28 protein-coding genes are annotated in these 24,191 nt (G+C 71.8%); 10 read left to right on the plus strand and 18 right to left on the minus strand.

The features are described 5' to 3' along the window. Positions 1-2: 2 nt before the first annotated feature. A complete protein-coding gene (ruvA, locus tag LO763_RS06590) occupies positions 3-602 on the minus strand; it encodes a Holliday junction branch migration protein RuvA (RefSeq protein ID WP_230601166.1) in 600 nt (199 codons plus the stop codon). Then, on the minus strand, positions 599-1,150 hold the full coding sequence (gene ruvC / locus LO763_RS06595) for a crossover junction endodeoxyribonuclease RuvC (RefSeq protein WP_369431928.1): 552 nt from the start codon (positions 1,148-1,150) through the stop codon (positions 599-601). Before ruvC ends, ruvA begins: the two co-directional genes overlap by 4 nt. A 269-nt stretch (positions 1,151-1,419) precedes the next feature. Between ruvC and LO763_RS06600 the strand changes: the two genes are divergently transcribed. Continuing rightward, positions 1,420-2,667 (plus strand): multidrug effflux MFS transporter, encoded by a 1,248-nt coding sequence (locus LO763_RS06600; RefSeq protein WP_230601167.1) that lies wholly within the window; start codon positions 1,420-1,422, stop codon positions 2,665-2,667. A 57-nt stretch (positions 2,668-2,724) separates the two neighbouring features. Here the strand turns inward: LO763_RS06600 and LO763_RS06605 are convergent, their stop codons facing one another. Further along, complete coding sequence (locus LO763_RS06605; RefSeq protein ID WP_230601168.1) at positions 2,725-3,486, minus strand: YebC/PmpR family DNA-binding transcriptional regulator; 762 nt, start codon at positions 3,484-3,486, stop codon at positions 2,725-2,727. 20 nt (positions 3,487-3,506) lie between these two features. Continuing rightward, positions 3,507-4,142 carry a pyridoxal 5'-phosphate synthase glutaminase subunit PdxT gene (gene pdxT / locus LO763_RS06610; protein ID WP_230601169.1) on the minus strand — a complete coding sequence of 212 codons (636 nt, stop codon included), beginning with the start codon at positions 4,140-4,142 and terminating at the stop codon, positions 3,507-3,509. Positions 4,143-4,324: 182 nt separating this feature from the next. On the opposite strand from pdxT, the gene LO763_RS06615 reads away from it, so the two are divergent. Beyond that, on the plus strand, positions 4,325-4,735 hold the full coding sequence (locus LO763_RS06615) for a hypothetical protein (RefSeq protein WP_230601170.1): 411 nt from the start codon (positions 4,325-4,327) through the stop codon (positions 4,733-4,735). 53 nt (positions 4,736-4,788) lie between these two features. Further along, positions 4,789-5,400, plus strand: a complete 612-nt coding sequence (locus tag LO763_RS06620; RefSeq protein WP_230601171.1) for a hypothetical protein — start codon at positions 4,789-4,791, stop codon at positions 5,398-5,400. On the opposite strand, the gene LO763_RS06625 is transcribed toward LO763_RS06620, so the two are convergent. Continuing rightward, complete coding sequence (locus LO763_RS06625) at positions 5,397-5,705, minus strand: hypothetical protein (protein ID WP_230601172.1); 309 nt, start codon at positions 5,703-5,705, stop codon at positions 5,397-5,399. The genes LO763_RS06620 and LO763_RS06625 overlap by 4 nt on opposite strands. 71 nt (positions 5,706-5,776) lie before the next feature. On the opposite strand from LO763_RS06625, the gene LO763_RS06630 reads away from it, so the two are divergent. Continuing rightward, positions 5,777-6,181, plus strand: a complete 405-nt coding sequence (locus tag LO763_RS06630) for an SSI family serine proteinase inhibitor (protein ID WP_230601173.1) — start codon at positions 5,777-5,779, stop codon at positions 6,179-6,181. A gap of 55 nt (positions 6,182-6,236) precedes the next feature. Here the strand turns inward: LO763_RS06630 and pdxS are convergent, their stop codons facing one another. From pdxS to LO763_RS06660, 6 genes are all read right to left on the minus strand, one after another. Beyond that, the gene (gene pdxS / locus LO763_RS06635) at positions 6,237-7,157 is read right to left on the minus strand and encodes a pyridoxal 5'-phosphate synthase lyase subunit PdxS (protein WP_439650269.1); all 921 of its coding nucleotides are present in this window, start codon (positions 7,155-7,157) and stop codon (positions 6,237-6,239) included. A 152-nt stretch (positions 7,158-7,309) separates the two neighbouring features. After that, complete coding sequence (locus LO763_RS06640) at positions 7,310-7,804, minus strand: hypothetical protein (protein WP_230601174.1); 495 nt, start codon at positions 7,802-7,804, stop codon at positions 7,310-7,312. Between the two features lie 82 nt (positions 7,805-7,886). After that, the gene (locus tag LO763_RS06645; protein ID WP_369431936.1) at positions 7,887-9,005 is read right to left on the minus strand and encodes a glycosyltransferase family 4 protein; all 1,119 of its coding nucleotides are present in this window, start codon (positions 9,003-9,005) and stop codon (positions 7,887-7,889) included. Positions 9,006-9,015: 10 nt separating this feature from the next. Beyond that, positions 9,016-9,915 (minus strand): phosphatidylinositol mannoside acyltransferase, encoded by a 900-nt coding sequence (locus tag LO763_RS06650; protein WP_230601176.1) that lies wholly within the window; start codon positions 9,913-9,915, stop codon positions 9,016-9,018. Continuing rightward, the gene (gene pgsA, locus LO763_RS06655; RefSeq protein ID WP_230601177.1) at positions 9,908-10,537 is read right to left on the minus strand and encodes a phosphatidylinositol phosphate synthase; all 630 of its coding nucleotides are present in this window, start codon (positions 10,535-10,537) and stop codon (positions 9,908-9,910) included. The genes LO763_RS06650 and pgsA overlap by 8 nt, the downstream gene beginning before the upstream one ends. A gap of 117 nt (positions 10,538-10,654) precedes the next feature. Beyond that, positions 10,655-11,194, minus strand: a complete 540-nt coding sequence (locus LO763_RS06660; RefSeq protein WP_230601178.1) for an HIT family protein — start codon at positions 11,192-11,194, stop codon at positions 10,655-10,657. An 82-nt stretch (positions 11,195-11,276) separates the two neighbouring features. Here LO763_RS06660 and LO763_RS06665 point away from each other — a divergent pair, with 82 nt between their 5' ends. Then, positions 11,277-12,770, plus strand: coding sequence for a potassium/proton antiporter (locus LO763_RS06665; RefSeq protein WP_230601179.1), 1,494 nt, complete (start codon positions 11,277-11,279; stop codon positions 12,768-12,770). 240 nt (positions 12,771-13,010) lie between these two features. Here LO763_RS06665 and thrS read toward each other — a convergent pair whose 3' ends face one another. Then, positions 13,011-15,038 carry a threonine--tRNA ligase gene (gene thrS / locus LO763_RS06670; protein WP_255671902.1) on the minus strand — a complete coding sequence of 676 codons (2,028 nt, stop codon included), beginning with the start codon at positions 15,036-15,038 and terminating at the stop codon, positions 13,011-13,013. Between the two features lie 160 nt (positions 15,039-15,198). Between thrS and LO763_RS06675 the strand changes: the two genes are divergently transcribed. Further along, positions 15,199-15,633, plus strand: coding sequence for a MerR family DNA-binding protein (locus tag LO763_RS06675; RefSeq protein WP_230601181.1), 435 nt, complete (start codon positions 15,199-15,201; stop codon positions 15,631-15,633). Between the two features lie 367 nt (positions 15,634-16,000). On the opposite strand, the gene LO763_RS06680 is transcribed toward LO763_RS06675, so the two are convergent. After that, positions 16,001-16,966 carry an NAD(P)H-quinone oxidoreductase gene (locus LO763_RS06680; protein ID WP_230601182.1) on the minus strand — a complete coding sequence of 322 codons (966 nt, stop codon included), beginning with the start codon at positions 16,964-16,966 and terminating at the stop codon, positions 16,001-16,003. Between the two features lie 101 nt (positions 16,967-17,067). Beyond that, the gene (locus LO763_RS06685) at positions 17,068-18,036 is read right to left on the minus strand and encodes an NAD(P)/FAD-dependent oxidoreductase (RefSeq protein ID WP_230601183.1); all 969 of its coding nucleotides are present in this window, start codon (positions 18,034-18,036) and stop codon (positions 17,068-17,070) included. 175 nt (positions 18,037-18,211) lie between these two features. Between LO763_RS06685 and gmd the strand changes: the two genes are divergently transcribed. Next, complete coding sequence (gene gmd / locus LO763_RS06690; RefSeq protein WP_230601184.1) at positions 18,212-19,216, plus strand: GDP-mannose 4,6-dehydratase; 1,005 nt, start codon at positions 18,212-18,214, stop codon at positions 19,214-19,216. A gap of 131 nt (positions 19,217-19,347) precedes the next feature. Continuing rightward, positions 19,348-20,184, plus strand: a complete 837-nt coding sequence (locus LO763_RS06695) for an aldo/keto reductase (RefSeq protein ID WP_230601185.1) — start codon at positions 19,348-19,350, stop codon at positions 20,182-20,184. Between the two features lie 30 nt (positions 20,185-20,214). On the opposite strand, the gene LO763_RS06700 is transcribed toward LO763_RS06695, so the two are convergent. Continuing rightward, entirely contained in the window at positions 20,215-20,517 is a 303-nt protein-coding gene (locus LO763_RS06700) for a winged helix-turn-helix domain-containing protein (RefSeq protein ID WP_230601186.1), read from the minus strand. Next, positions 20,514-20,978: a hypothetical protein gene (locus LO763_RS06705; RefSeq protein WP_230601187.1), complete on the minus strand. Its 465-nt coding sequence runs from the start codon at positions 20,976-20,978 to the stop codon at positions 20,514-20,516. The genes LO763_RS06700 and LO763_RS06705 overlap by 4 nt, the downstream gene beginning before the upstream one ends. Before the next feature lie 116 nt (positions 20,979-21,094). Here LO763_RS06705 and LO763_RS06710 point away from each other — a divergent pair, with 116 nt between their 5' ends. Beyond that, entirely contained in the window at positions 21,095-21,922 is an 828-nt protein-coding gene (locus LO763_RS06710; RefSeq protein ID WP_230601188.1) for an aldo/keto reductase, read from the plus strand. A gap of 175 nt (positions 21,923-22,097) precedes the next feature. Further along, positions 22,098-22,790 carry an alpha/beta fold hydrolase gene (locus LO763_RS06715; protein WP_230601189.1) on the plus strand — a complete coding sequence of 231 codons (693 nt, stop codon included), beginning with the start codon at positions 22,098-22,100 and terminating at the stop codon, positions 22,788-22,790. 84 nt (positions 22,791-22,874) lie between these two features. Here LO763_RS06715 and LO763_RS06720 read toward each other — a convergent pair whose 3' ends face one another. Both LO763_RS06720 and LO763_RS06725 read right to left on the minus strand, forming a co-directional pair. Continuing rightward, positions 22,875-23,879, minus strand: coding sequence for a hypothetical protein (locus LO763_RS06720; protein ID WP_230601190.1), 1,005 nt, complete (start codon positions 23,877-23,879; stop codon positions 22,875-22,877). A 74-nt stretch (positions 23,880-23,953) separates the two neighbouring features. Further along, positions 23,954-24,184, minus strand: a complete 231-nt coding sequence (locus tag LO763_RS06725) for a hypothetical protein (RefSeq protein WP_230601191.1) — start codon at positions 24,182-24,184, stop codon at positions 23,954-23,956. Positions 24,185-24,191: the final 7 nt, after the last annotated feature.

Below are 24,191 nucleotides of genomic sequence, written 5' to 3' on the forward strand. Positions count from 1 at the left end.
GTCTATCGCTTTCCGAGGAGTCGGATGGCCTGCTTGAGGAGCGTGGGCACGTCGGTGCCGTCGGCGCCCTCGGCGTCGAGCTTCGCGATGGCGGTCTCGGCCTCCTTCGCGCTCCAGCCGAGCGCCTGGAGCCCCTGGCCGACCTGGACCCGCCACCCGCCGGGGCGGCCCCCGGCCTGCTTGGGGGCGGCGCCGAGGTCGACGGGGCCGATCTTGTCCGCGAGGTCGAGGACGATGCGCTCGGCGCTCTTCTTCCCGACGCCGGGGATGCGCGAGAGCGTGCTGGTGTCACCGGTGGCGATGGCGCGGCGGATGACGTCGGGCCGCAGCGCCTCGATGGCGTCGCGGGCGATCCGCGGACCGATCTTCTGGGCGTTCTGGAGCAGCTCGAACAGGTCGCGCTCGTCGGCGGTGTTGAACCCGTGCAAGGTGATCGAGTCCTCGCGGACGATCGTCGAGATCGCCAGGACGGCCTGGGAGCCGACCTTGAGGTTGGCGAGGGTGTGGGCCCCGGCGTGGACGGCGTAGCCGACGCCGTTGACGTCCACCACGGCGTAGGCCTCGCCGACTGCGGCGACGGTGCCGGTGAGCTGGGCGATCATCGGTTGCTCCCCTTGCGGATCCGGGGCGCGGACGCGCCTGCGGTGCGGGCCTGCGCCTCGGCGATGCGGGCCTTGACGCCGCCGCGCCACAGGTGGCAGATCGCGATGGCGAGCGCGTCGGCCGCGTCGGCGGGCCTGGGCGCCTCCTGGAGGCGGAGGATGCGGGTGACCATGGCGGTCACCTGCCGTTTGTCGGCGGTCCCGTTGCCGCACACCGCGTTCTTCACCTCGGAGGGGGTGTAGGTCTCGGTCGGCAGGCCGCGGCGGGCCCCGGCGAGCAGGGCCACTCCCGAGGCCTGGGCGGTGCCGATGACACTGGCCACGTTGTGCTGCGAGAAGACCCGCTCGACCGCGACGGCCTCCGGCTCGTGCGCCTCGAGGAGCGCCCGCAGGCCGTCGTCGAGGGCCAGGAGCCGGTCGGCAAGGGGCGCTTCGGGATCGGTGCGGACCACCTCGACGGCGACCATGGTCCCCGGGGCTCCGGGACGGCCGTCGACGACCCCGACCCCGCATCGGGTCAGGCCCGGGTCGATCCCCATGACGCGCACGCGCTCCTCCTGTCGCTCGATTCGCGCCAGCTTATCCGGCCCCACCGACGAACGCCCCGCAAGCACGTCGGCGGGTGCGCCCGACCGGATCGGCAAGCGTCGGAAATCGGACTGGTGGCCTAGCCCATAAACCACTTGCCGGTCGGCTAGCCACATGATTTCGTTGTAGTCGGCCGGTCGCACCGCACTCGCCCCCCATCGGCGCAACGAGGCGAACGACGGGCACGGCCTGCCTTCCTCCGCTCCGCGATCCACTGGTTGGAACAACTGTGTCTGCTGCTGCCTTCATACCGCCCGTCGCCGCCGACGGCCACTCCCGTCGCTTCATCGCCACGATGGTGTTCGTCCTCGGCGCGCTCTCCGCGACCGCGCCGATCGCCATCGACCTCTATCTTCCCGCGTTCCCCGCCATGGCCGACGCCCTCGGCACCCCCGAGAGCCGCATCCAGCTCACCCTCACGTCGATGATGATCGGCATGGGGCTCGGGCAGGCGGTCATCGGCCCGCTCTCCGACCGCATCGGCCGCCGCAAGCCGCTCATCGTCGGCATGATCGTCTTCACCGCCACCTCGCTGGTGTGCACGATCGCGACGAGCGCCGACCTGCTCATCGCCATGCGCTTCGTGCAGGGCCTCAGCGGCGCCGCCGGGGTCGTGGTGGCCCGCGCGGTCATCCGCGACCACTTCGAGGGCGACGACATGACCCGCTTCACCTCGAAGATGATGTTCGTGACGATGCTGGCGCCCATGCTCGGCCCGATCGTCGGCGCGCAGCTCATCAGGTTCGGTCCGTGGCAGACCGTTTTCGTGTTCATGGCGGCCCTGTCGGTGCTGACCACGTTCCTGGTGTGGAGGTTCCTGCCCGAGAGCCTGCCCGAGACCGAGCGCCGCGCGATGGGCGGGCGCGAGTTCGCCGCCTCGCTCGGCGTCCTGGTGCGCGACGCGCGGTTCATCGCGCCGACGATCGTCGTGATCATGAACTTCTCGATGCTGTTCACGTACGTCTCGACGTTCAGCTTCATCTCGCAGCAGGAGCTGGGGGCGAGCGCGGGCGTCTACTCGCTGGTGTTCGCCGTGGGCACGCTGGCGCTGCTGGCGGGGAACCAGGCGAACATGATCGCCATCAACCGGAGCCGCCCGGAGCAGCGCATGATCGTCGGCATGGTGATCTCGCTGGCCGGCGTCGGGTGGATCGGCGGGGTGCAGCTCGCGGGCTTCGCGGGCCTGTGGACCGTGACGGGCGGGATCGTGCTGATGATGCTGGGCTGCGGCATCGTTTTCCCGAACGCGGGCGCCGCGGCGATGTCGTCGCAGTCGCCGCAGGTCGCGGGGACCGCTTCGGCGTTCATGGGCTCGACCCAGATGGCCGCGGGCGGCATCATGCCCGCGCTGGCGACGATCGGCGGCGTGACGCTGGCGAACATGACCCTCGGCGTCGCGGCCTACGGTCTGGTGACGGCCGCGGCGGTCGCCTGGACGATCCGGGTGTACCGCAAGGAGCCGGTGCTCGCCGCGTGACCGCCTATGCGAAAGGGGCCCGGAGCGCAAAGCGCTCCGGGCCCCTTCGCGTTCGTCCTACTCCTCGTCGAGCTTCGCGAGGACCTCGTCCGAGATGTCGGCGTTCGTATACACGTTCTGGACCTCGTCGGAGTCCTCGAGCGCGTCCACGATCCTCAGCACCTTCCGGGCGCCCTCCACATCGAGCTCCATGGTCGTGGAGGCCTGGAAGCCCGCCTCGGCCGAGTCGTAGTCGATCCCGGCGTCCTGGAGCGCGGTGCGGACCGCGACCAGGTCGGTCGGCTCGCACAGGACCTCGAAGCCGCCCTCGCCGAGGTCGTTGACCTCCTCGGCGCCCGCGTCGAGGACCGCCATGAGGATGTCGTCCTCGGTCAGGCCCTCGGTCGGCGAGACGATGATCGTGCCCTTGCGGGAGAACATGTAGCCGACGCTCCCGGCCTCGCCGAGCGAGCCGCCGTTGCGCGTCAGCGCCACGCGGACCTCGGCCGCGGCGCGGTTGCGGTTGTCGGTCAGGCACTCGATGAGCACCGCGACGCCGCCGGGCGCGTACCCCTCGTACATGAGCGTCTCGTAGTCGACGCCGCCGCCGTCGAGGCCGCCGCCGCGCTTGACCGCGCGGTCGATGTTGTCGTTGGGGACCGAGCTCTTCTTGGCCTTCTGGATCGCGTCGAAGAGCGTCGGGTTGCCCGCGGGGTCGGGACCACCAGTGCGCGCCGCGACCTCGATGTTCTTGATCAGCTTCGCGAAGATCTTGCCCCGCTTGGCGTCGATCGCGGCCTTCTTGTGCTTGGTCGTCGCCCACTTGGAGTGGCCACTCATTACGGCGTCCCTCGTTCCTCTTACTCGACCGGTCCGGCGTCCGCGCTGCGGACCATATCCACGAAGTACTGGTGCACCCGCGCGTCGGGGGTCACCTCCGGGTGGAAGGAGGTGGCAAGGCAGGCGCCCGCACGTACGGCGACGATCCTACCGCCCGGCGCATCGGCAGCCCCGCCACCGCTGTCGACGCGCCCCAGCACCGCGACGTCGTCGCCGACCCGCTCGACCCACGGGGCCCGGATGAACACCGCCCGGAACGGCCCGCCCGCGACGCCGTCGAGTGCGATCTCGGTCTCGAACGAGTCGATCTGGCGTCCGAAGGCGTTGCGGCGCACCGTCATGGGCAGGGCCCCGAAGGAGCGCTGGTCGGGCCGCCCGTCGAGGACCTCGTCGGCGAGCATGATCATGCCCGCGCACGAGCCGAACGCGGGCATGCCCTCGTCGAGGCGCTTCTGGATCGGGTCGAACAGGTCGAACACGTCGAGCAGGCGGCTCATCGCGGTCGACTCCCCGCCGGGGATCACCAGGCCCTCCACGTCGTCCAGCTCCGAGGCGCGCCGCACCGGCACCGCCCGGGCGCCGGCGGCCTCGAGCGCGCGCATGTGGTCGACCACGTCGCCTTGCAGGGCGAGCACGCCGATCTGGGGCACGGGCATCAGAGAACTCCAAAGAATCTCAGGGGAACGGGCGCGTCAAGCGTAAATCCGGTTTCCGCGTCCGGCTACCTGCGCGATCGGCGCTGTGACCGAAACCGGCCTGAAATCGGCGGGCCGGTGACGATCCGTTAAAGTCGGCGATCGAACGTGACGCACCCCTTCATGCCCGGGAGAACGAACACATGGCCAAGAACTCGAAGCGCAACCCGATGCCCCGCTCCGTCCGGGCCGGACGCAACACCATGTGGCTCGAAGCAGTGCTCGCCCTGCTCACGGGCGGTCTCATCGTGCTCCTGCACCACACCGCGCGCGAGTTCGTGCCGCCGGCGGCCGAGCACGACGTCTACCGGGGCGCGGTCGGCCTCGGCGCGCTGGCGCTGTTCCTGATCCTGGCGACGCTGCTCCTGCGCTTCCAGTGGCGCGTCCTGTGGCTGCTGGTCCTGGCCGTCCAGGTCGCCGCGCTGGCGGGCCTGGGCTGGCTGCTGTTCACCAGCGGGCTGTACTGGGCGCTGTGCATCGGCCTCGCGATCGTGCCGATTACGATCATCGGAACGCTGACCGAGCGCTTCGCGCGCCGCTGGTTCAACCACTAGGGCCGCGAACCACCGCTCCCTCGGTCCGAAAGACAACTGAGAGGCTGACGCTGATGCTCCCGCAACCGAACTTCGGACGCGACCGAGAGCCCGCCAAGGGCGCTCCCGAGTCGGAGGAGGACGCGGACCCCCACGCGAAGCCCCGCAAGCTCCTGCGGCTCCAGATCGCGATGTGGGTGCAGGTCGTCTCCGCCGTCGTCGCCGGGAACATCCTCGCCTTCTACACGATCTCCCTGCGCTCGGCCACCGTCGGGGACCTCACCGAGATCTACGAGCAGGCGCCGAACCCGGTCGACGACCCCGCCGGGCTGGCCCAGGAGGCGTACGAGCTGTACCAGGGCCAGAGCTTCCTGGTCTCGAACTTCGTCGTCGCGGGGATCGCGGTCCTCGCGGCGATCGTGGCCGCCATGTGCGCGATCCGCTTCAAGTCCCGCCTGAAGTCGGTGCGCTGGTGGGCCGTCGGCGCCACCGGGGTCCTGTTCATCATGGGCATGTTCATGTCCACGGTGTTCCTGCTGTACGTGGCGCCGTGGGTCTTCGCCTCGGTGCTGGCCCTGTGGTGGCTGTTCTCCAGCGACGTGCGCTGGTGGATGAGCGAGACCCAGGCGAAGACCGCGAAGACCGCGAAGGACGAGGGGACCGCCGAGGAGCCCGAGGACGCCTAGTCCCCGGTCCCCCCGCTTTCGCCGGCGCCCCCGTGCTTGCCGATGTAGTCGATGAAGGCCGCCCGAGCGAGCGGTTCGGCGGCGCCCCAGTCCCCCTTGGTGGCCTCGCGCCACATCCCCAGCAGGTCGTCGATGGCCACGCCGATCTCCGCCACGTCGGGGTCGAGGTCCTCCGATTCGAGCGCGGTCGGGGTGTGCCGGAAGAGGTCGACGAAGAACCGCCAGTCGCGGCGCTCGCGCGCGAGGTCGAAGGCGCGGTGCTGGAGCTCGGGGGTGGAGTACTGGTCGAGGTCGCTTACGTTCATGAGTCCTAGACTAGATCGGTTGTGGTGTGTCGAAGGCCGATTGGCGGCCTGCCGCTCCTTAGGATCGGCCCATGAAACTGTTCTCCGCAGGCGCCGCGATCGCGGCCGCCGCCGCGCTCGTCGCGCTCGGTTCCGGTCCCGCCCAAGCCGAACAGGCTCCGGCCGAACCCGAGAACACCGGACTGGTGTTCCTGTCGGTCGAGCGCGGGGGCGACCGGGGCGACGCCATGGTGCTCCCGTGCCCCGAGGGGACCGGCCACGCGCAGGGCCTCGCGGCCTGCGCGCAGCTGGCGGCGGCGGACGGCGACTTCAGGGCCCTGCCCGAGGTCGACGGCGTGTGCACCAAGGAGTACGCGCCGGTCGTGTTCCAGGCCGCCGGGATCTGGGAGGGCGAGTTCGTGCTCTACAAGCAGGAGTTCGCGAACTACTGCACCGGTCTGCACGCCACCGGCGGCGCGGTCTTCGACCTCGGCTGAGGCGGTGCGGCAGGGCCCGGGCGGTGTCCGCCCGGGCCCTGCCGTCGTTCTCGGCCTACCAGCCGCGCTTGGCGAGCTTCTGCTCGTCGGCGAGCGTGTCGACGTTGATGCCGACCATGGCCTCGCCCAGGCCTCGGGAGACCTCGGCGATGATCTTCGGGTCGTCGTGGAAGGCGGTGGCCTTGACGATGGCGGCGGCGCGCTTGGCCGGGTCGCCGGACTTGAAGATGCCCGAGCCGACGAAGACGCCCTCGGCGCCGAGCTGCATCATCATGGCCGCGTCGGCCGGGGTGGCGATGCCGCCGGCGGTGAACAGCACCACCGGGAGCTTCCCGAGCCGGGCGACCTCGGCGACCAGCTCGTAGGGGGCGCGCAGCTCCTTCGCGGCGGCGTACAGCTCGGTCGAGTCGAGGGTGGTGAGGCGGCCGATGTCCTGGCGGATCTGGCGCATGTGGCGGGTGGCCTCGACGACGTTCCCGGTGCCGGCCTCGCCCTTGGAGCGGATCATCGCCGCGCCCTCGCCGATGCGGCGCAGGGCCTCGCCGAGGTTGGTCGCGCCGCACACGAACGGCACGTTGTACTGCCACTTGTCGATGTGGTTGGCCTCGTCGGCGGGGGTCAGGACCTCGGACTCGTCCACGTAGTCGACGCCGAGGGACTCCAGGACCCGGGCCTCGGTGAAGTGGCCGATGCGGGCCTTGGCCATGACCGGGATCGAGACGGCCTCGATGATCCCGTCGATCATGTCGGGGTCGGACATGCGCGAGACGCCGCCCTCGGCGCGGATGTCGGCGGGGACGCGCTCGAGCGCCATGACCGCCACGGCCCCGGCGTCCTCGGCGATCTTGGCCTGCTCGGGGGTGACGACGTCCATGATGACGCCGCCTTTCAGCATGTCGGCCATGCCGCGCTTGACGCGGGCGGTCCCGACCTCGGCCTCGGTCTTGTGGGTCTCTGACACGGTCACCGGCTCCATCTGAGGTAGTACGTCGCGGTCTGGGCTGACCTGCGCACCGGGGCGGTCCCTGTGGGGGCCGCCCGCGGCTCGCACGCTTCGCCTTGAGAGGTGATCTGACCTGGCCGATTCTACGCCGCGACCGGCCTCACAGCCTTCTCGATACAGGCCGGTCACACCGGCCCGAACTCGCTGCTGGGGTCGTCGATGTCCCAGTAGGCGGGGCGCGGGAGGCGGTGGTGGAGCCGCAGGAGGACCGCCGCCGGGAGGGAGCGGGAGGCGACGGCGTCGCGGACGAAGTCGGTGTGGATCTGGCGGGCCAGCGCGACGCGCCGGTTGGCGGCGTCGAGGTCGTCGGACCACAGGGGGTTCTCGGCGAGTTCGCGCAGGGCGCGGGTGAGGTCGTTCTCGGCGTACTCGCGCAGCTCGCGCTGGCGCTGGGTGCCGGCGGGGACGGCGACGACGGAGAGGGCGAGGGCGACGACCTCCTCGAAGCCGGGGTTGCCGACGAACTTGAGGACGGTCTCGGCGCGGTCGTCGAGCTTGGCCAGGAGCGCGGCCTCGGCGGCGCGGGCGCGGCGGTGCAGGCGCTCGACGCGGGTGACCGTCCACGTCGCGTACGCGCCGACGACGGCCACGATCGTCACGAGCACGGCCAACCACCACATCGGGATCATCGTACGGGCATACGGCAACGGGCGGGTGTCCGGCCGAGGCCGGCGCGAGGGCCCGTCACGGTCGGGGGCCCGCTCAGCGGCGGCGTTCGGTGCCGGCCTCGATGGCGGCCCGGTAGACCTCCAGGAGTCGGGCGGCGACCTCGGGCCAGTCGTAGCGCTTGACCCATTCGTTGGCGCGGTCGACGTAGGCGGTGCGCAGCGCGGGGTCGTCGAGGAGGCGCCCGGCTTTGTCGGCGAGGTCGGCGGCGTCGCCGACGGCGAAGAGCCCGCCCGCGGCGCCGTCGTCGAGGACGGAGCGGAAGGCCTCGATGTCGGAGGCGAGGACGCAGGTCCCGGCGGCCATGGCCTCGGTGAGGATCATGCCGAAGGACTCGCCGCCGGTGTTGGGGGCGACGTAGAGGTCGACCCCGGCGAGCATGGAGGCCTTCTCCTCGTCGGGGACGGCGCCGAGGAAGCGGACGCGGGAGGCGGTGTCGGGGTCGAGTCCGGCGACGGCGGCCTCGGGGTCGCCGCGACCGACGACGAGCAGGTGGAGGTCGGGGCGGTCGGCGGCGAGGCGCGCGAAGGCCTCGCGGAGGATCGGGAAGCCCTTGCGGGGCTCGGTGTAGCGGCCCATGAAGCCGATGGTGGGGCCGTCGGGCTTGCCCGCGAGGGGGGCGGCCTTGCGGTAGAAGGCGACGGGCACGCCGTTGGGGATCTCCACGGCGCCGCCGCCGAGGTGCTCGACCTGGACCTTGCGGGCGTAGGGGCTGACGGCGATGCGGGCCGAGAGGTTCTCGAGGACGAGCTGGGCCATATGCTTGCCGGCGGCGAGCATCCGGGAGCGGGTCATGGCGGTGTGGAAGGTGGCGACGACCGGGCAGCGGGCGTTGAGGACCGCCAGGCAGGCCAGGCTCGGGGTGAGGGGCTCGTGGACGTGGATGACGTCGAAGTCGCCCTCGTTGCACCATTTGCGGACGCGCGCGGCCGAGCGGGGGCCGAAGGCGAGGCGGGCGATCGAGCCGTTGTAGGGCACGGCGACGGCCTTGCCGCCGGGGACGACGAAGTCGGGCAGTCCCTCGGTGCGGGTGGCGGGGGCCAGGACCGAGACGTCGTGGCCGGCGTCGATGAGGGTCTCGGCGAGGTCGCGGATGTGGAACTGGACGCCGCCGGGGACGTCGAAGGAGTACGGGCTGACGATCCCGATCCGCAGGTCCCCCATGTCAGGCCCGGTCCGGGGCCGGTGCGGGCTCGAAGTCGGCGGACCAGAAGCGCTGGAGCATGTGCCAGTCGGCGGGGTGGGCGCGGATGCCCTCCTCGAAGGCGTCGGCCATGCGCTGGGCGGTGGCCGCGACGCGTTCGCGCAGGGGGCCGGTGCCGGTGTCGACGGGCCCGGTGATGTGGCAGACGGCGCGGTCGGCCTCGTAGTGGATGTTCGCGGTGAACAGGTCGACGCGGTTGCGGATGGCCAGGAGGGCCGGGCCGGTCGGGAAGGTCGTGGTCTCGCCGAAGAACTTGACCTCGGTGCCGCTGCGGCCCAGGTCCCGGTCGGCGACGAGGGCGACCACGTGCCCGGCGCCGAGCGCTTCGCCGAGGGCCGCCTGAGGGTTGCGGTCGCCGCCGGAGGCGGGGATGATCCGCATCCCGAGGGACTCGCGGTACTCGAGGAAGCGCCGGTAGACCCCTTCGGGCTTGAGCCGCTCGGCGACGGTGGTGAGGGGGTCGCCGGCGACGGCGCCGACCCAGGCGCCGGCGAAGTCCCAGTTGCCGCTGTGCGGGAGGGCCACGATCGAGCCGAGGCCGCGCTCGGCGCGTTCGTGGACGGGCTCGTAGCCGTTCATCTCGAAGCGGCGCTCGAGCTTCGCGGTGCTCATGGACGGGAGCCGGAACGCCTCGATCCAGTAGCGGGCGTAGGAGCGCATGGCGTCGCGCACCAGCGCCTCGTCGGGATCGGTGCCGACGACGCGGGCGAGGTTCCTGCGCAGCTGGCGGACGGCCCGGCCGTTCTTGCGGGCGGCCCGGTCGGCGAAGGTCCGGCTCAGGGCGTACGCGGCCGGCTCGGGGAGGAGCCGCACGCCGCGCCAGGCGGCCAGGTAGGCCAGCTCGGTGAGGCGCTCACGCATCGACGCGCTCCTCGCGGGCGTCCAGCAGTTCGCGCGCCTGGACCAGGCGCTGGACCACGGTGATCGAGGCGAGGAGGGCGAGCAGGCCCATGCCGGCCTCCATCGCCCAGGGGACGCCGAGGACCTCGGCCAGGACCGCGACCCCGGCGAGGATGAGGCGCTCGGGGCGCTCGGCGATGCCCGCGGTGACCTGGACGCCCAGGCCTTCGGCGCGGGCCTTGACGTACGAGACCACCTGGCCGGCGATGAGGGCGAGCAGGGCCAGGGCGCAGCCGAGGAACCGCTCCTCGGTCAGCAGCCAGTAGCCGAGGCCCGCGAGCATCGCGCCGTCGGCGAGGCGGTCGCAGGTCGAGTCGAGCAGCGCGCCGAAGCGGCTGGTGGTGCCCTTGACGCGGGCGATGGCGCCGTCGAGCAGGTCGGTGAACACGGACAGGCCGACGACGATCAGCCCGGCGAGCAGGTGCCCCTGCGACAGCAGCAGCACCGAGGCGGCCACGACGATCGCGGTCCCTGCGACGGTGACGGCGTTGGCGGACACGCCGACGCGGATGAGGACCTTCGCGGCGGCGTCGGTGTAGCGGCGCAAACCGGCGCGGCCGGAGGTCCGGAGGAACTTCGCCATGGTCTCCTGTTTTCTCAGGCTGGCCCGGATGGGTGTTCGGGCGTACGGGTGCGGCGCCCGCCCCTCGGGCGCGGGGCCGGGGCGGGCACGGTCTTGACTCTAATAGTGCCCGGCCGGTCACACCCGCTCCCAGGCGGCCGCCAGTTGGTCGCGGGTGTCCGAGAGGTACTGGGGGAGGGTCTTGGTGCGGCCGATGATCGGCATGAAGTTCGCGTCGCCGCCCCAGCGGGGGACGATGTGCTGGTGGAGGTGGCCGGCGATGCCCGCCCCCGCGACCTGGCCCTGGTTCATGCCGATGTTGAACCCGTGCGCGCCCATCGAGGAGCGCAGGACCGTCATGGCCCGCTGCGTCAGGGCGCCCATCTCGGCGACCTCCTCGACGTCGAGGTCGGTGTAGTCGGGGACGTGGCGCAGCGGCACGACCATGAGGTGCCCGGAGTTGTACGGGTACTTGTTCATCACCACGTACATGTGGACGCCGCGGGCGACGACGTTCCCGTCCGCGTCCTCCAGCTTGGGGATCTCGCAGAACGGGCAGCCCTCGACGTCGGCGTCGTCGCCGGTCGGCTTCCCCTCGCCCTGGATGTAGGACATGCGGTGCGGGGTCCACAGCCGCTCGTACCCGTCGGGGACGCCGACGCCTTCGCGCTCTTCCACGGAACGATCCTAGGTCACGCCGGACGGCGACCGGAAACTCGACGAAATCCCTGGGGCACGTGTCAGCGGATAAACTCCGGACGTGACGTTGCCCCAGCTGTACCTCACGGTGCTCATCGGCTGCGTCACCGTGCTGGTCTCCATCGCCGCCATCCGGGCGACCCACCGGCTGGGGCTCCCCGCGCTCCTGGTGTTCCTCGGCATCGGGATGCTCCTGGGCGAGGGCGGCGTCGGCATCCCCTTCGAGGACTTCGAGCTCGCGCAGGTGCTGGGCACGTTCGCACTGGCGCTGATCCTCATCGAAGGGGGCCTGTCGACCCGGTGGCGGGCGATCTCCGCGCAGGTGGCGCCCGCCTCGATGCTCGCCACGGTCGGTGTCGGCGTCTCGGTGACGGTGACGGCGCTGGGGGCGCACCTCCTGCTCGGATTCGACTGGCAGGCGTCGCTGATCATCGGCGCGGTCGTGGCCTCGACCGATGCGGCGGCGGTGTTCTCGGAGCTGCGCGGCATCGGCCTGCCGAAGCGGCTCAGCGGGACCCTGGAGGCCGAGTCGGGCTTCAACGACGCGCCCGCGGTGATCCTGGTGCTCGCGTTCTCGGCGGTCGAGGGGATCCCCACCACGCTCGAGCTCGTCGGCGACCTGGCGTGGCAGCTGAGCGCGGGTTCGCTCATCGGCCTGGCGGTCGGGTTCGGCGGGGCGTGGGTGCTGCGGCACCTGGCGCTGCCGGTGTCGGGCCTCTACCCGCTGGCGGTGTTCAGCCTCGGCATGGCCGCGTTCGCGGCCGCGGGGATGCTGCACGCCTCGGGGTTCATCGCCGCCTACCTGGCGGCGCTGGTCCTGGGCAACTCCCGCCTGCCGCACCGGGCCGCGACGCAGTCGTTCGCGACGGGCCTGGGCTGGGTGGCGCAGCTGGGCATGTTCATCATGCTGGGGCTGCTGGCGTCGCCGGGGAACCTCCTGCACGCGCTGGTGCCGGCGCTGGTCGTCGGCGGGGTGCTCACGCTCGTGGCACGGCCGGTGTCGGTGTGGTTGAGCCTCATGCCGTTCCGTTTCTCGCGCAGGGAGAAGACGCTGCTGTCGTGGGCGGGGCTGCGCGGGGCGGTGCCCATCGTCCTGGCGACGATCCCGCAGGCGGAGCAGTTGCCGGGGGCGAAGACGTGGTGGGACCTGGTGTTCATCCTCGTCGTGGTGTTCACCCTGGTGCAGGGGCCGACGCTGCCGTGGGTGGCGAGGCGGCTGGGGCTGTCGCAGGAGGGGGTCGTGCAGGAGGTGGACATCGAGACCGCGCCGCTGGACGCGGTGGACGGGGAGGTCCTGACGGTCACGGTGCCGAAGCGGTCGGGGCTGGCGGGTCTGCGGATCTTCGAGCTGCGGCTGCCGGAGGAGAGCGCGATCGCGGGGGTGGTGCGGGAGGAGAAGATCTTCGTCCCGGCGAAGGCGGACCGGCTGCGCTCGGGCGACCAGCTCATCGTGGTGACGAACCCGAGGGCGCGGGAGGCGACGGAGCAGCGCCTGACGGCGCTCGCGAGGGCCGGAAGGCTCGCCCGCTGGCTCGGCGAGACCGGCAAGGACTGAATCGACCCGCCGGTGCTGCGGCGCTTCGTCCGCGGGGACGACACCGCGTCCCTGGGATGGAGTGGTCGCCTCGGGCTCGATCGGCTCGTGCCACCCGCGGCGGACCGGCTTCCTTCACGGTCGCGGACGGTGCGGGCGACCCCGAACGGCGGAAGGCCTGCGGCCTCCCCGAACCCGAACGGGTCCCGAACGCGTCGGGGGGCGGTCCGGCGAAGCCGGACCACCCCCCGAGGCCGATGGCTACTCCTCGGCCGCGGCCGAGGGGCCTTCGTTGACTCTCGAGGTGACGATCTCGACGACGTGGGCGACCGCCTCGTCCGCGGGGACGCCGTTGCGCTGGCTGCCGTCCCGGTAGCGGAAGGACACGGTGCCCGCGTTCTGGTCGTCGTCGCCCGCGATGACCATGAACGGGATCTTCTGGAGCTGGGCGTTGCGGACCTTCTTCTGCATCCGGTCGTCCGAGTGGTCGACCTCGGCGCGGATGCCCGCCTCGCGCAGCCTCCCGCAGAACGCCTCCAGGTAGTCGGCGTTCTCGTCGCGCACCGGGATGCCGACGGCCTGGACCGGCGCGAGCCAGGCCGGGAACGCGCCCGCGTAGTGCTCGGTCAGGACCCCGAAGAACCGCTCGATCGAGCCGAACAGCGCCCGGTGGATCATGACCGGCTGCTTGCGGGTGCCGTCGGCCGCCGAGTACTCCAGGTTGAAGCGCGCGGGCTGGTTGAAGTCGAGCTGGATGGTCGACATCTGCCAGGTCCGGCCGATCGCGTCCTTGGCCTGGACGGAGATCTTCGGCCCGTAGAAGGCCGCGCCGCCCGGGTCGGGGACGAGGTCGAGCCCCGAGGCCTCGGCGACCTGCCGCAGGGTCGCGGTCGCCTCCTCCCACTGGGCGTCGTCGCCGATGAACTTGTCGGAGTCGCCCTTGGTCGACAGCTCCAGGTAGAAGTCGCTCAGGCCGTAGTCGCTCAGCAGCTCGAGCACGAACTCCAGCAGGCTCCGGATCTCGTCGGGCGCCTGCTCCTGGGTGCAGTAGATGTGCGCGTCGTCCTGGGTCAGGCCGCGGACGCGGGTGAGGCCCTGGACCACGCCGGACTTCTCGTAGCGGTACACGGTCCCGAACTCCGACAGGCGCAGCGGCAGCTCCCGGTAGGAGCGCCCCCGCGAGCGGAAGATCAGGTTGTGCATCGGGCAGTTCATGGCCTTGAGGTAGTAGTCGGCGCCCTCGAGCTCCATGGGGGGGAACATGCCCTCGTTGTAGTGGGGCAGGTGCCCCGAGGTGAGGAACAGGTTCTCCTTGGTGATGTGCGGGGTGTTCACCAGCTCGTATCCGGCCTTGCGCTGGCGTTCGCGCAGGTAGGACTCCATCTCGTGGCGGATGATGCCGCCCTTGGGGTGGAACACCGGCAGGCCCGGGCCCAGCTCGTCGGGGAAGGAGAACAGGTCGAGCTGCTGGCCGAGCCTGCGGTGGTCGCGCTTCTCGGCCTCGGCGAGGCGCGCGAGGTGGTCCTTCTGCTCCTGGACGGTGGGCCACGCGGTGCCGTAGATGCGCTGGAGCTGCGGGTTCTTCTCCGAGCCCATCCAGTACGCGGCGGCCGAGCGCATGAGCTTGACGGCGCCGATGAGCTTGGTCGAGGGCAGGTGCGGACCCCGGCACAGGTCGGACCAGACCTTCTCGCCGGTGCGGTCGCGGTTGTCGTAGGCGGTGAGCTCGCCGCCGCCGACCTCCATGACCTCGTCGGCGTCGGTGCCCTCGCCCTTGGTCTCGATGAGCTCGAGCTTGTAGGGCTCGTTCGCGAGCTCGGCGCGGGCCTCGTCGAGGGACGCGAACCTGCGGCGGTGGAAGGTCTGCCCCTGCTTGATGATCTGGAGCATGCGCTTCTCGACGGCCTTGAGGTCGTCGGGGTTGAACGGCTCGGCGACGTCGAAGTCGTAGTAGAAGCCGTCGGTGATCGGCGGGCCGATGCCGAGCTTGGCCTCGTGGAGCTCCTGGACGGCCTGGGCCATGACGTGCGCGGCGGAGTGGCGCATGACGTTGAGGCCGTCCGGGCTGTTCAGCGGGACGGGCTCGACCTTGGCGTCGGCCTCGGGGGACCAGGACAGGTCGCGGAGCTGTCCTTCGGCGTCGCGGACCACGACGATCGCGTTCGGTCCGCTCACGGGGAGGCCGGCGGCGGCCACCGCGTCGGCACCGGTAGTGCCAGCCGTCACCCAGAGGGGTTCGACGACGCCTGGACTCTGATTCGGTGCTGCGGAAGCCACGGCTCTCCTCATTCGCGTGATCCGGCCGGAAGCCGGTGGTTGACGTTCGGGTCCATGCTAGTCGCCGTGCGGAGGGGGGGTCGAACGCGTTGAGTGCGGCGTGAGCCGCGTTGGGGAATCCTTCGGATTCGGGCTTGACCTTGGACCCGGGACCAAGGTTTACGGTCGTTCCATGACAGCGACGATCGGTTTCTGGACCGTCGGGAGGCTCGCCGGGGAAGTCGGCGTCTCCTCCGACGCCCTCCGCCACTGGGAGCGCGAGGGGATCTTCCCCGCTCCCGAGCGCAGCCCGGCCGGGTACCGCCGGTACGGGCCCGAGGCGCTCGACCGGGCGCGGTTCATCCGCGACTGCCAGCGGGCCGGGCTGCGGCTGGCCGACATCGGGGACCTGCTGGCGGTGCGGGACACGGGCGAATGCCCGTGCGAGCCGGCCGAGCAGCACCTGGAGCGGCGCATCGGCGAGGTGGGGGCCGAGATCGCGCGGCTCGAGGGGCTGCGGGACCAGCTGACGTCGATGCTCCGGGCGGTCGAGGCGGGGACCTGCGACCCGCCGCTGCCCCGGAACTGGTGTCCCCCTGATGGAACGGCGGGAGGTGAGTACGGATGAACACCGACGAGTGCTGCAACTGCTGCAACGACGACGCGTGCCGTTGCGGCGGCCAGGACTGCTGCCACGGCTGCTGCGAGAAGTGAGGCGCAGGCGCCCCGCCGCCGTCCCTACGGGGACGGCGGCGGGCGTGTCTCGGAGGGTCTTCGCAAATCGGGCACCGGGAGGCGCCCCCGGTTCAACAATGCCCGAGGGGTCCGACCATCCGGGACCGGCGGCCCGAGCCCGGCGAGCGGCCTGATCGCATCGACCGTGCACAGTACGCCGTACAAGGCATGACGTACTGCGTACGAGGATTTTTCCGCCGTTTCACCGTGCGCCATTCGGTCGTACGCAGTACGACGTACTGCGTACGAGATGACCTGGGCTATTTGGCGGTGAGGACGATCTTGCCGAAGTTGCCGCCCGCGGCCATGCGCTTGTGGGCCTCGGCCGCCTCCTGGAGCGGGATCCGGGTGGTGACGACCGGTTCGATCTCCCCCGCGTCGAGCGCGGGCCAGACGTGCTCGAAGACCTCTGCGAGGATCTGGCGGCGCTGCTCCAGCGGGCGGGCCCGCAGGGTGGTGCCGGTGATCGTGGCGCGCTTGGCGAGCAGGCCGCCGAGGTGGATCTGGGCGGCGTTGCCTTGCTGGAGGCCGATGATCGCGAGGCGGCCGTCCTGGGCGAGGGCCTTGAGGTTGGGTTCGAAGTAGGCCGCGCCGATGACGTCGAGGATCGCGTCGGCGCCGCCCGCCTCCATGGCGAGCGCGGCGAAGTCCTCATTGCGGTAGTCGACGACGCGGTCGGTCCCGAGGGCCTGGAGCTTCTCGGCCCAGTCGCTCCGGGCGGTCGTCCAGGTCTCGGCGCCGGCGAGCTTGCGGGCGAACTGGACCGCGAAGGTGCCGATGCCGCCGGCGCCGCCGTGGACGAGGACGCGGCGCTTGCCGGCGGCGTTCTCGCGCAGCAGGTAGCCGATGTTGGAGTAGACGGTGGCGGCCGCTTCGGGGAGTCCGGCGGCGTCGACGAGGTCGACGTTCTCCGGTTTGGGCAGGACGAGTCCGGCGTCGACGGCGACGTACTGGGCGTAACCGCCGCCGGGCAGGAGGGCGCAGACCTCGGCGTTGAGGAGGGCCGCGTTGTCGTCGGAGCCGACGTTGACGATGGTGCCGGAGACTTCGAGGCCGGGCCAGGCGGGCGCCCCGGGCGGACTGGGGTAGTGGCCGGCGACTTGGAGGAGGTCGGCGCGGTTGACGCCGGCGGCGGCGACCTCGATGAGCACTTCATCGGGGCCGGTCGCGGGTTCGGGCACCTGGGCTGCGGTGAGGCTGCCGTCGGCGACGGTCATGGCAAGCATCCCCGAATATTAGGACTGCCGCTGGAGGCCATGGCGTCATACCCGCCGGTAAGTCGCGTATGCGCTTTATGGAATGAGCATTCTCCTTGTGCCGCAAGGATTTATGGATTCTCGCTGGAGTGCCCGGGGAAGAGGTGGGCGCCGGGGTCGATGGCGACCGCGGCGTTGTTGACGGCGGTCGCGGCCTCGCCGAAGCCGGTGGCGATGAGCTTGACCTTGCCGGGGTAGGCGGCGATGTCCCCGGCGGCGTAGACGCGCGGCAGGTTGGTGGCCATCGTGGGGTCCACGGCGATGGTGCGGCGGTCGAGCTCCAGGCCCCACTCCCCCAGCGGCCCGAGGTCGGCGGTGAAGCCGAGCGCGGCGACGACGGCGTCGGCCGGGAGCTCCCGCGGCCCCTCGTCCTTGACGTCGACGGCGACGCCGGTGACGCGCTCGGTGCCGTGGACGGCGGTGACCTGGGCGTTGACGACGATGTCGGTGCCGAGCGCCTTGACGCGGTCGACGGTCCCCCGGTGGGCGCGGAACTTGTCGCGGCGGTGGACGATCGTGGTGCTGCGGGCGACGCCGTGCAGGGCGAGGGCCCAGTCGAAGGCGGAGTCGCCGCCGCCGACGATGACGACGTCCTGGCCCGCGTGGGCGGCCAGCTCGGGGACGAAGTAGACGATGCCCGCGCCGTGGAAGTCCGCGGCGGCGGGCAGGGGCCGGGGCGCGAAGGAGCCGAGGCCGCCGGTGATGAGCACGGCCTGGGTCTCCAGGCGCAGGCCGCCGGAGAGCTCGAGGACCGGTTTCCCGTCGCGGTGCTCGAGGCGCTGCGCCTGGTGGCCGAGCAGGTACGCCGGTTCGAACGGGGCGGCCTGGCGCAGGAGGTTGTCGACCAGGTCGCGTCCCTTGATCGAGGGGAACCCGGCGACGTCGAAGATCTGCTTCTCGGGGTACATGGCGGTGATCTGGCCGCCCGCCTCGGGGAGGGTGTCGAGGACGGCGGTGGCGAGGCCGCGGAAGCCCGCGTAGTAGGCGGCGAACAGGCCGGTCGGGCCCGCGCCGATGATCGCGAGGTCCACTGTCGTCACTGGCAAGACGATCACCGGCTTTCGTAGGCGGCGCCGCGTCGGCTGCGGGCGATGGCTCACATCCTAGCGACCGGAGGCGCCCGGCGGGGAGGCCGCGAGCGGACCGCCGTCGCACGGGCGGGCGGACCCGGGGCTGCCACTAGACTGGGCGCACCCCGGACCGGAAGGCGGAGTTTTGAGCGACACGACGGGCAGGACCGCCCTGATCACCGGCATCAGCGGCCAGGACGGCTCGTACCTGGCCGAGCTGCTGCTGGCGAAGGGCTACCAGGTCCACGGGATCGTCCGGCACACCTCGTCGCTGATCGCGAACACCTCCCGGCTGGACATGATCTACCAGGACCCGCACGAGACGGAGCGGCGGCTGTTCCTGCACAAGGGGGACGTCACCGACGCGGGGCTGCTGGTCAACCTCATCCGGGACATCCGGCCCGACGAGATCTACAACCTCGCCGCCCAGAGCCACGTCAGGGTCAGCTTCGACCTGCCCGACTACACGGCGAACGTCACCGCGCTCGGGGCGATCCGGCTCCTGGAGGCGGTGCGCGCCAGCGGGATCGAGGCGCGGATCTACCAGGCGTCGACCTCGGAGATGTTCGGCACGGCCGCGCCGCCGCAGCACGAGTCCACGGCGTTCCACCCGCGCAGCCCGTACGGGGTCGCGAAGCTCTTCGCGCACTGGGCGACGGTGAACTACCGGGAGTCGTACGGGATGTTCGCCGCCAGCGGGATCGCCTTCAACCACGAGAGCCCCCGGCGCGGCGAGACCTTCGTGACCCGCAAGATCACGCGGGCCGCGGCCCGGATCGCGGCGGGGCTGGAGAAGAAGGTGTACCTGGGGAACCTGGACGCGGTGCGCGACTGGGGCTACGCGCCGGAGTACACCGAGGCCATGTGGCGGATGCTCCAGCACGACGAGCCGGTCGACTACGTGATCGCGACCGGCCGGGCCGCCACGGTGCGCGACTTCGCCGAGGCCGCCTTCGCGCACGCCGGGCTCGACTGGCGCGACCACGTCGAGCACGACGACCGCTACGAGCGCCCGGCCGAGGTCCCGGAGCTGGTGGGCGACCCCGCCAAGATCGAGCGGGAGATCGGCTGGAAGGCGCGCGTCCACTGGGACGAGCTCGCGCGGATCATGGTCGACGCCGATCGTAATGCGCTGCGCATCGGCCCGTAAGCGGCTTCGCGGGCCCGGACGCGCGTCGGACCCGCCGGATAGGTTTGAGTTCAGGGGTCCCCCGGCGGGGTTACGAATCGAACAGCGCGTTCCGGGCCTTCGCGGCGGCCGCCGCGGTTACCATCGCGGGCATGACTGATCTCAGCGCACCGGTCCGGCTCCATGACGGCGTGGTCATGCCGCGCATCGGCTACGGCACCTACAAGGTCGGCGACGACGAGGCCCAGGAGGCGGTCGAGACCGCCCTGGCGACCGGCTACCGGCTGGTCGACACCGCCGAGATGTACGGCAACGAGGTCGGCGTCGGGCGCGCGATCGCCGGCTCGGGCCTCCCGCGCGAGGAGGTCTTCCTCACCACGAAGCTCTGGAACGACCACCACGGCGCCGACGCGGCGCGCGCCGCGCTCGAGGCGTCCCTGGAGCGCCTGGGCACCGACTACCTCGACCTGTACCTCATCCACTGGCCCTCCCCCAAGCAGGGCCTGTACGCCGAGACCTTCCAGGCCCTGCTCAAGGCCAGGGACGAGGGCCTCATCCGCTCGGCCGGGGTCTCGAACTTCCTGCCCGAGCACCTGGAGCGCGTCCGCGAGGCCACCGGCGAGTGGCCCTCGGTGAACCAGGTCGAGCTCCACCCGTACTTCAACCAGCCCGAGCTGCGCGCCTGGCAGGCCGAGCGCGGCATCGCGACCGAGTCGTGGGGGCCGCTGGGCCAGCGCACGGGCTCGGTCCTGGAGGAGCCCGCAGTCACCGCCGCGGCCGAGGCGCACGGCAAGAGCCCCGGCCAGGTGGTCATCCGCTGGCACATGCAGAACGGCTGCATCGTGATCCCGAAGTCCTCCAGGGCGTCCCGGATCGCCGAGAACTTCGCCGTGTTCGACTTCGCGCTGTCCGAGGCGGAGATGGAGGCGATCGACGCGCTGGAGACCGGTCGGCGCCAGGGCATCGACCCGGGGAGCGACGAGCGCTGAAGGAGCGGGAGCCCGGGGCGGGCCCCCGCTTCACGTCGGGCCGACGCCTTCGGCGAGGCGCCGCAGTTCGGCGACGTGCCCGGCGAAGGCGCTCCTCCCCGCGGGGGTGAGGGCGGCCCAGGTTCGGGTCCGCCCTTCGAACGGGGACTTGCGGACCTTGACGTACCCCGCGTCCTCGAGGGTCTTCAACTGCTTGCTGAGGACCGAGTCGCTGACGCCGAGCGCGTCGCGCAGGGCGGCGAACTCGACCTCGCTCACGGCCGAGAGCATCGAGGAGATCCGCAACCGGTTGGGGGCGTGGATGATCTCGTCGAACTTCGACTCGGCGCTCATGACGCCCCGTGGGCCTCGGCTCGCGCGATCGCGTCGAGGCGCCGGCCCCACAAGGTCATGGTCACGGCGACGACGAGGCCGGTGACCGGGGCGGTCCACGTGATCTCCGCGCCCATGCTGACGGTCGCGCCGGCCACCAGGATCACGAGCAGCAGCGCGAAGAGGAGGCCGGCGCTGCGGCGGGTCTTGGGGCCGCCGTCCCAGAAACCGACCCACACGCGGGCCTTGCGGCGGTAGGCGGCTATCAGGGCGGCGAGGCCCGCGGCGTAGACCGCGATCACGCCGAGCAGCGCCTGGAAGGGGATGTCGGCGGTCGCGACGGTCACGAGTCCGCCGACGAGGACGCCGAGGAGCGGGTGGTACCACCAGGGGGCGACGAGGCGGTCGGCCATGTCCGAACGGGATTGGTCGACGGCGTCGAGGGCGGCGCGGGCGGCTTGCGGATCCAACTGACTTTCCATGACGGAAAGCCTAGCAGACGACTTTCCATGGCGTCAAGTCATGACTTGCTGTTTCGGAAAGTCCGTTCGCCGCGTCGTGCTGGGCAATCGCCTTCCGGCTGAGTAGGCTCGCGCCCATGAGCGAACTGAGCACCACCATCACCCTGACCGGCGGCGCCGAGATCCCCCGCTACGGGTACGGGACCTTCCGCATCGACGACGCCGAAGCGGCCGCCGCCGTCACCGCCGCCCTCGACACGGGGTACCGCCTGATCGACACCGCGGTCGGCTACCAGAACGAGGTCGGCGTCGGCCGGGCCATCAACGGCTCGGGCCTCAAGCGCGAGGAGCTCTTCCTGACCAGCAAGGTCTGGGACCACGGCTACGACGAGGTCCGCCGCAACCTCGAGGAGTCCCTGGAGCGCCTGGGCACCGACTACCTCGACCTGTACCTGCTGCACTGGCCGCGCCCCGAGGTCGACCGGTACGTCGAGTCCTGGCGGGCCCTGGTCGACGCCCGGTCCGAGGGCCTCATCCGCTCCGCGGGCGTCTCGAACTTCACCGTCGAGCACCTGACGCGGGTCCAGGCCGAGACCGGGACCGTGCCCGAGGTCAACCAGGTCGAGCTGCACCCGTACTTCAGCCAGCCCGAGCTGCGGGCCTACCACGACGAGCACGGCGTCGTCACCGAGTCGTGGGGGCCGCTGGGCCTGCGCGGCGAGGGGCTGTTCGAGGAGGCCGCGGTGCGGGCGGTCGCCGAGGCGCAGGGGCGCACCCCGGCGCAGGTGGTGCTCCGCTGGAACCTCCAGCGCGGCAACGTGGTCATCCCCAAGTCGGTGACGCCCGCGCGCATCCGCGAGAACTGGGAGGTGCTCGACTTCGCGCTGACCGACGACGAGCTCGCCGCCGTCGACGCCCTCGACACCGGCCGCCGCCAGGGCGGCGACCCTGCCGACGTCAACTGAGGACCGCGGAAGCGCCCGCCGACGCCGACGCGCCGGCGGGCGCTTTCGTCGCGTCGGCCGCGGTGAGCGCGTGCGGCGCGGCCGAGGGGCCTCGGCGGCGGGGCGGTCCGCCGCTCGGTCCGGCCGGACCGAGCCCGCGGGGCGGGGCCGTGATCGGCCGGACCAGAATGGACGCATGGACGAACCCCTGCTCGTGCTCGTGCACAGTCCCCTGACCGGCCCTCGGGCGTGGGAGCCGGCCGCGGCGGTGCTGCGGTCGCTCGGGCACCGGGTCGCGGTGCCGGACTTCACGGCCGCGCTGGAGGAGGGCGGCCCGCACCATGCGGCCGTCGCGGCCGCGGTCGCCGCGCAGTCCGCGGATGCCGCGGCGTCGGTCCTGGTCGCGCACAGCGGGGCCGGGGCCCTGCTCCCGGCGATCGCCGAGGCGGTGCCGAGGACGGTCGGAGCGGTGTTCGTCGACGCGCTGCTCCCCCATCCGGGCCGGTCCTGGATGGACACCGCGCCGACGGCGCTGCGCGAGCACCTCGCGTCGATCGCCGAGGGCGGACGGCTGCCGAAGTGGACCGACTGGTTCCCGCCCGACGTGATCGCCGGGCTCCTCCCCGACCAGGCCGAGCGCGAGCGGTTCACCGCGTCGGTGCCGCGCGTGCCGCTGTCGTATTTCGCGGAGACCGCCCCCGATCCCGAGGCCTGGCCGCCGCCGTGGTGCGCCTACGTGCGGCTCAGCGAGGCGTACGACAAGGAGGCGGCCGAGGCGGAGCGGTCGGGGTGGCCCGTCCACCGCGTCGACGGCGACCACCTCTCGCTCATGACGCGGCCGGAGGCGGTCGCCGCGGTCATCGCCGGGCTGCTGGAGCGGCACCGCTGAGGCCCGGCGCCGCCGGTGCGCCGGCAGGTGCGCTCGCGACTCCGGCGGGGTCCGACAGTGCATGGTGCCGCAAGTGGTCCCGCCTCAGAACTCGGCGGTCCACGTGAAGCTCGGCAGCTCCTCGGAGAACGCGACCGGGCCGGCCTCCACATGCTCGATGTCGCCGTACGGCGTGAAGTCGACGGTGATCGCGTCGGCGTCCTCGGGTACGGCGAACACGAGCGCGAGGTGGTCCCAGCCCCCTTCGAGCTCGGTCGCGGTCCAGGAGAGGGGCGCGTCCCGGTCGACGGTGACCGCGCTCTCGCGGTCGAGCTCCCAGGTGAACGCGTCGGATCGGGCGCACCAGCCGAATCTGAGCTCCAGGAAGACCGTGCCGGGCTCGGCCCAGCCCAGGTCCTCGCGCCAGACGAACCGGTGGGCCCACACGCTGTCCTGAGGGCATCTGACATGGCCCGAACCGCGGCTGTTGTAGACCTCGACCTTCCCCGTGTCGTAGCCGTCAATCTCGATCGTCCCGAGCAGCAGGTCGCTGTAGTACGCCCCGACCGGGTCGACCTGCTCCCCGGTGCGGAGGTCGAGCCCCTGGGCGCGTCCGGTGTCCTCCACCCACAAGACCGCGTCCTCGCCGACGGGGACGCTGAGGACGAGGTACCGGCCCGCCGCCGGCACCCCGGCGAGGTCGAAGCGCTCGCCTCCGGCCTGGATCCACGCGGTGGTCCGGTCGGCGTCGGTCCCGTGCTCGGACGTGTAGTCGGCCTGGCGCGCGACCTGCGCGATGAGGAACTCGGCGCCGTCCTCGACGGGCACCACGTGCTCGAGGCCGGGGTCGGAGGCCGCCAGGTCCCGCGGGATCGCGTCGTCCTGGAAGAGGCACCTGAGCGAGAGGGAGAAGTGGGGGCCGCGCAGGTCCGCGGCGGTGTCGAGCACATAGGCGTCTTCGCCGTCGTCGCACCAGGGGTCGGGCTCGACGTCGGTGAGCAGTTCGTACGGCGCGGTGCGGGCGAAGGAGTCCGCGTCGGCGCTCCCGGCGGCGCCGAGGGCGACGGCGGCGAGGAGCGGGAGCGCGGCGAAGGGGGCGGTGCGGGGCATGGGCGGTCCTCGAGGGGAGGGCGTGCGGGGCGGCGCCGGGCGGCGCCGCCCCGGAGGCGTGGGGGTGCGGCGGGCTAGAAGACCAGCGCGCGTTCGGTGGGTTCGGGGGTGTCGGCGAAGACGGAGTCGCCGCCGTCGAGGTTCTCGACGTTCCCTGCGGGGGTGAAGGTGAGCGTGGCCTCGGCGGCGCCGGTGACGAACTCGTAGGCCTCGGTCTCGTCGAGGAACGGCGGGGAGGAGCAGGCGGTCCCCGCGAGCGCGAGGGAGGCGAGGGGTTTGAAGGATTTTTGATGCAGTTGTGGCACATGGTGA

The sequence above is a fragment of the Glycomyces amatae genome (genome assembly GCF_020991375.1).
Lineage (GTDB): Bacteria > Actinomycetota > Actinomycetes > Mycobacteriales > Micromonosporaceae > Glycomyces > Glycomyces amatae.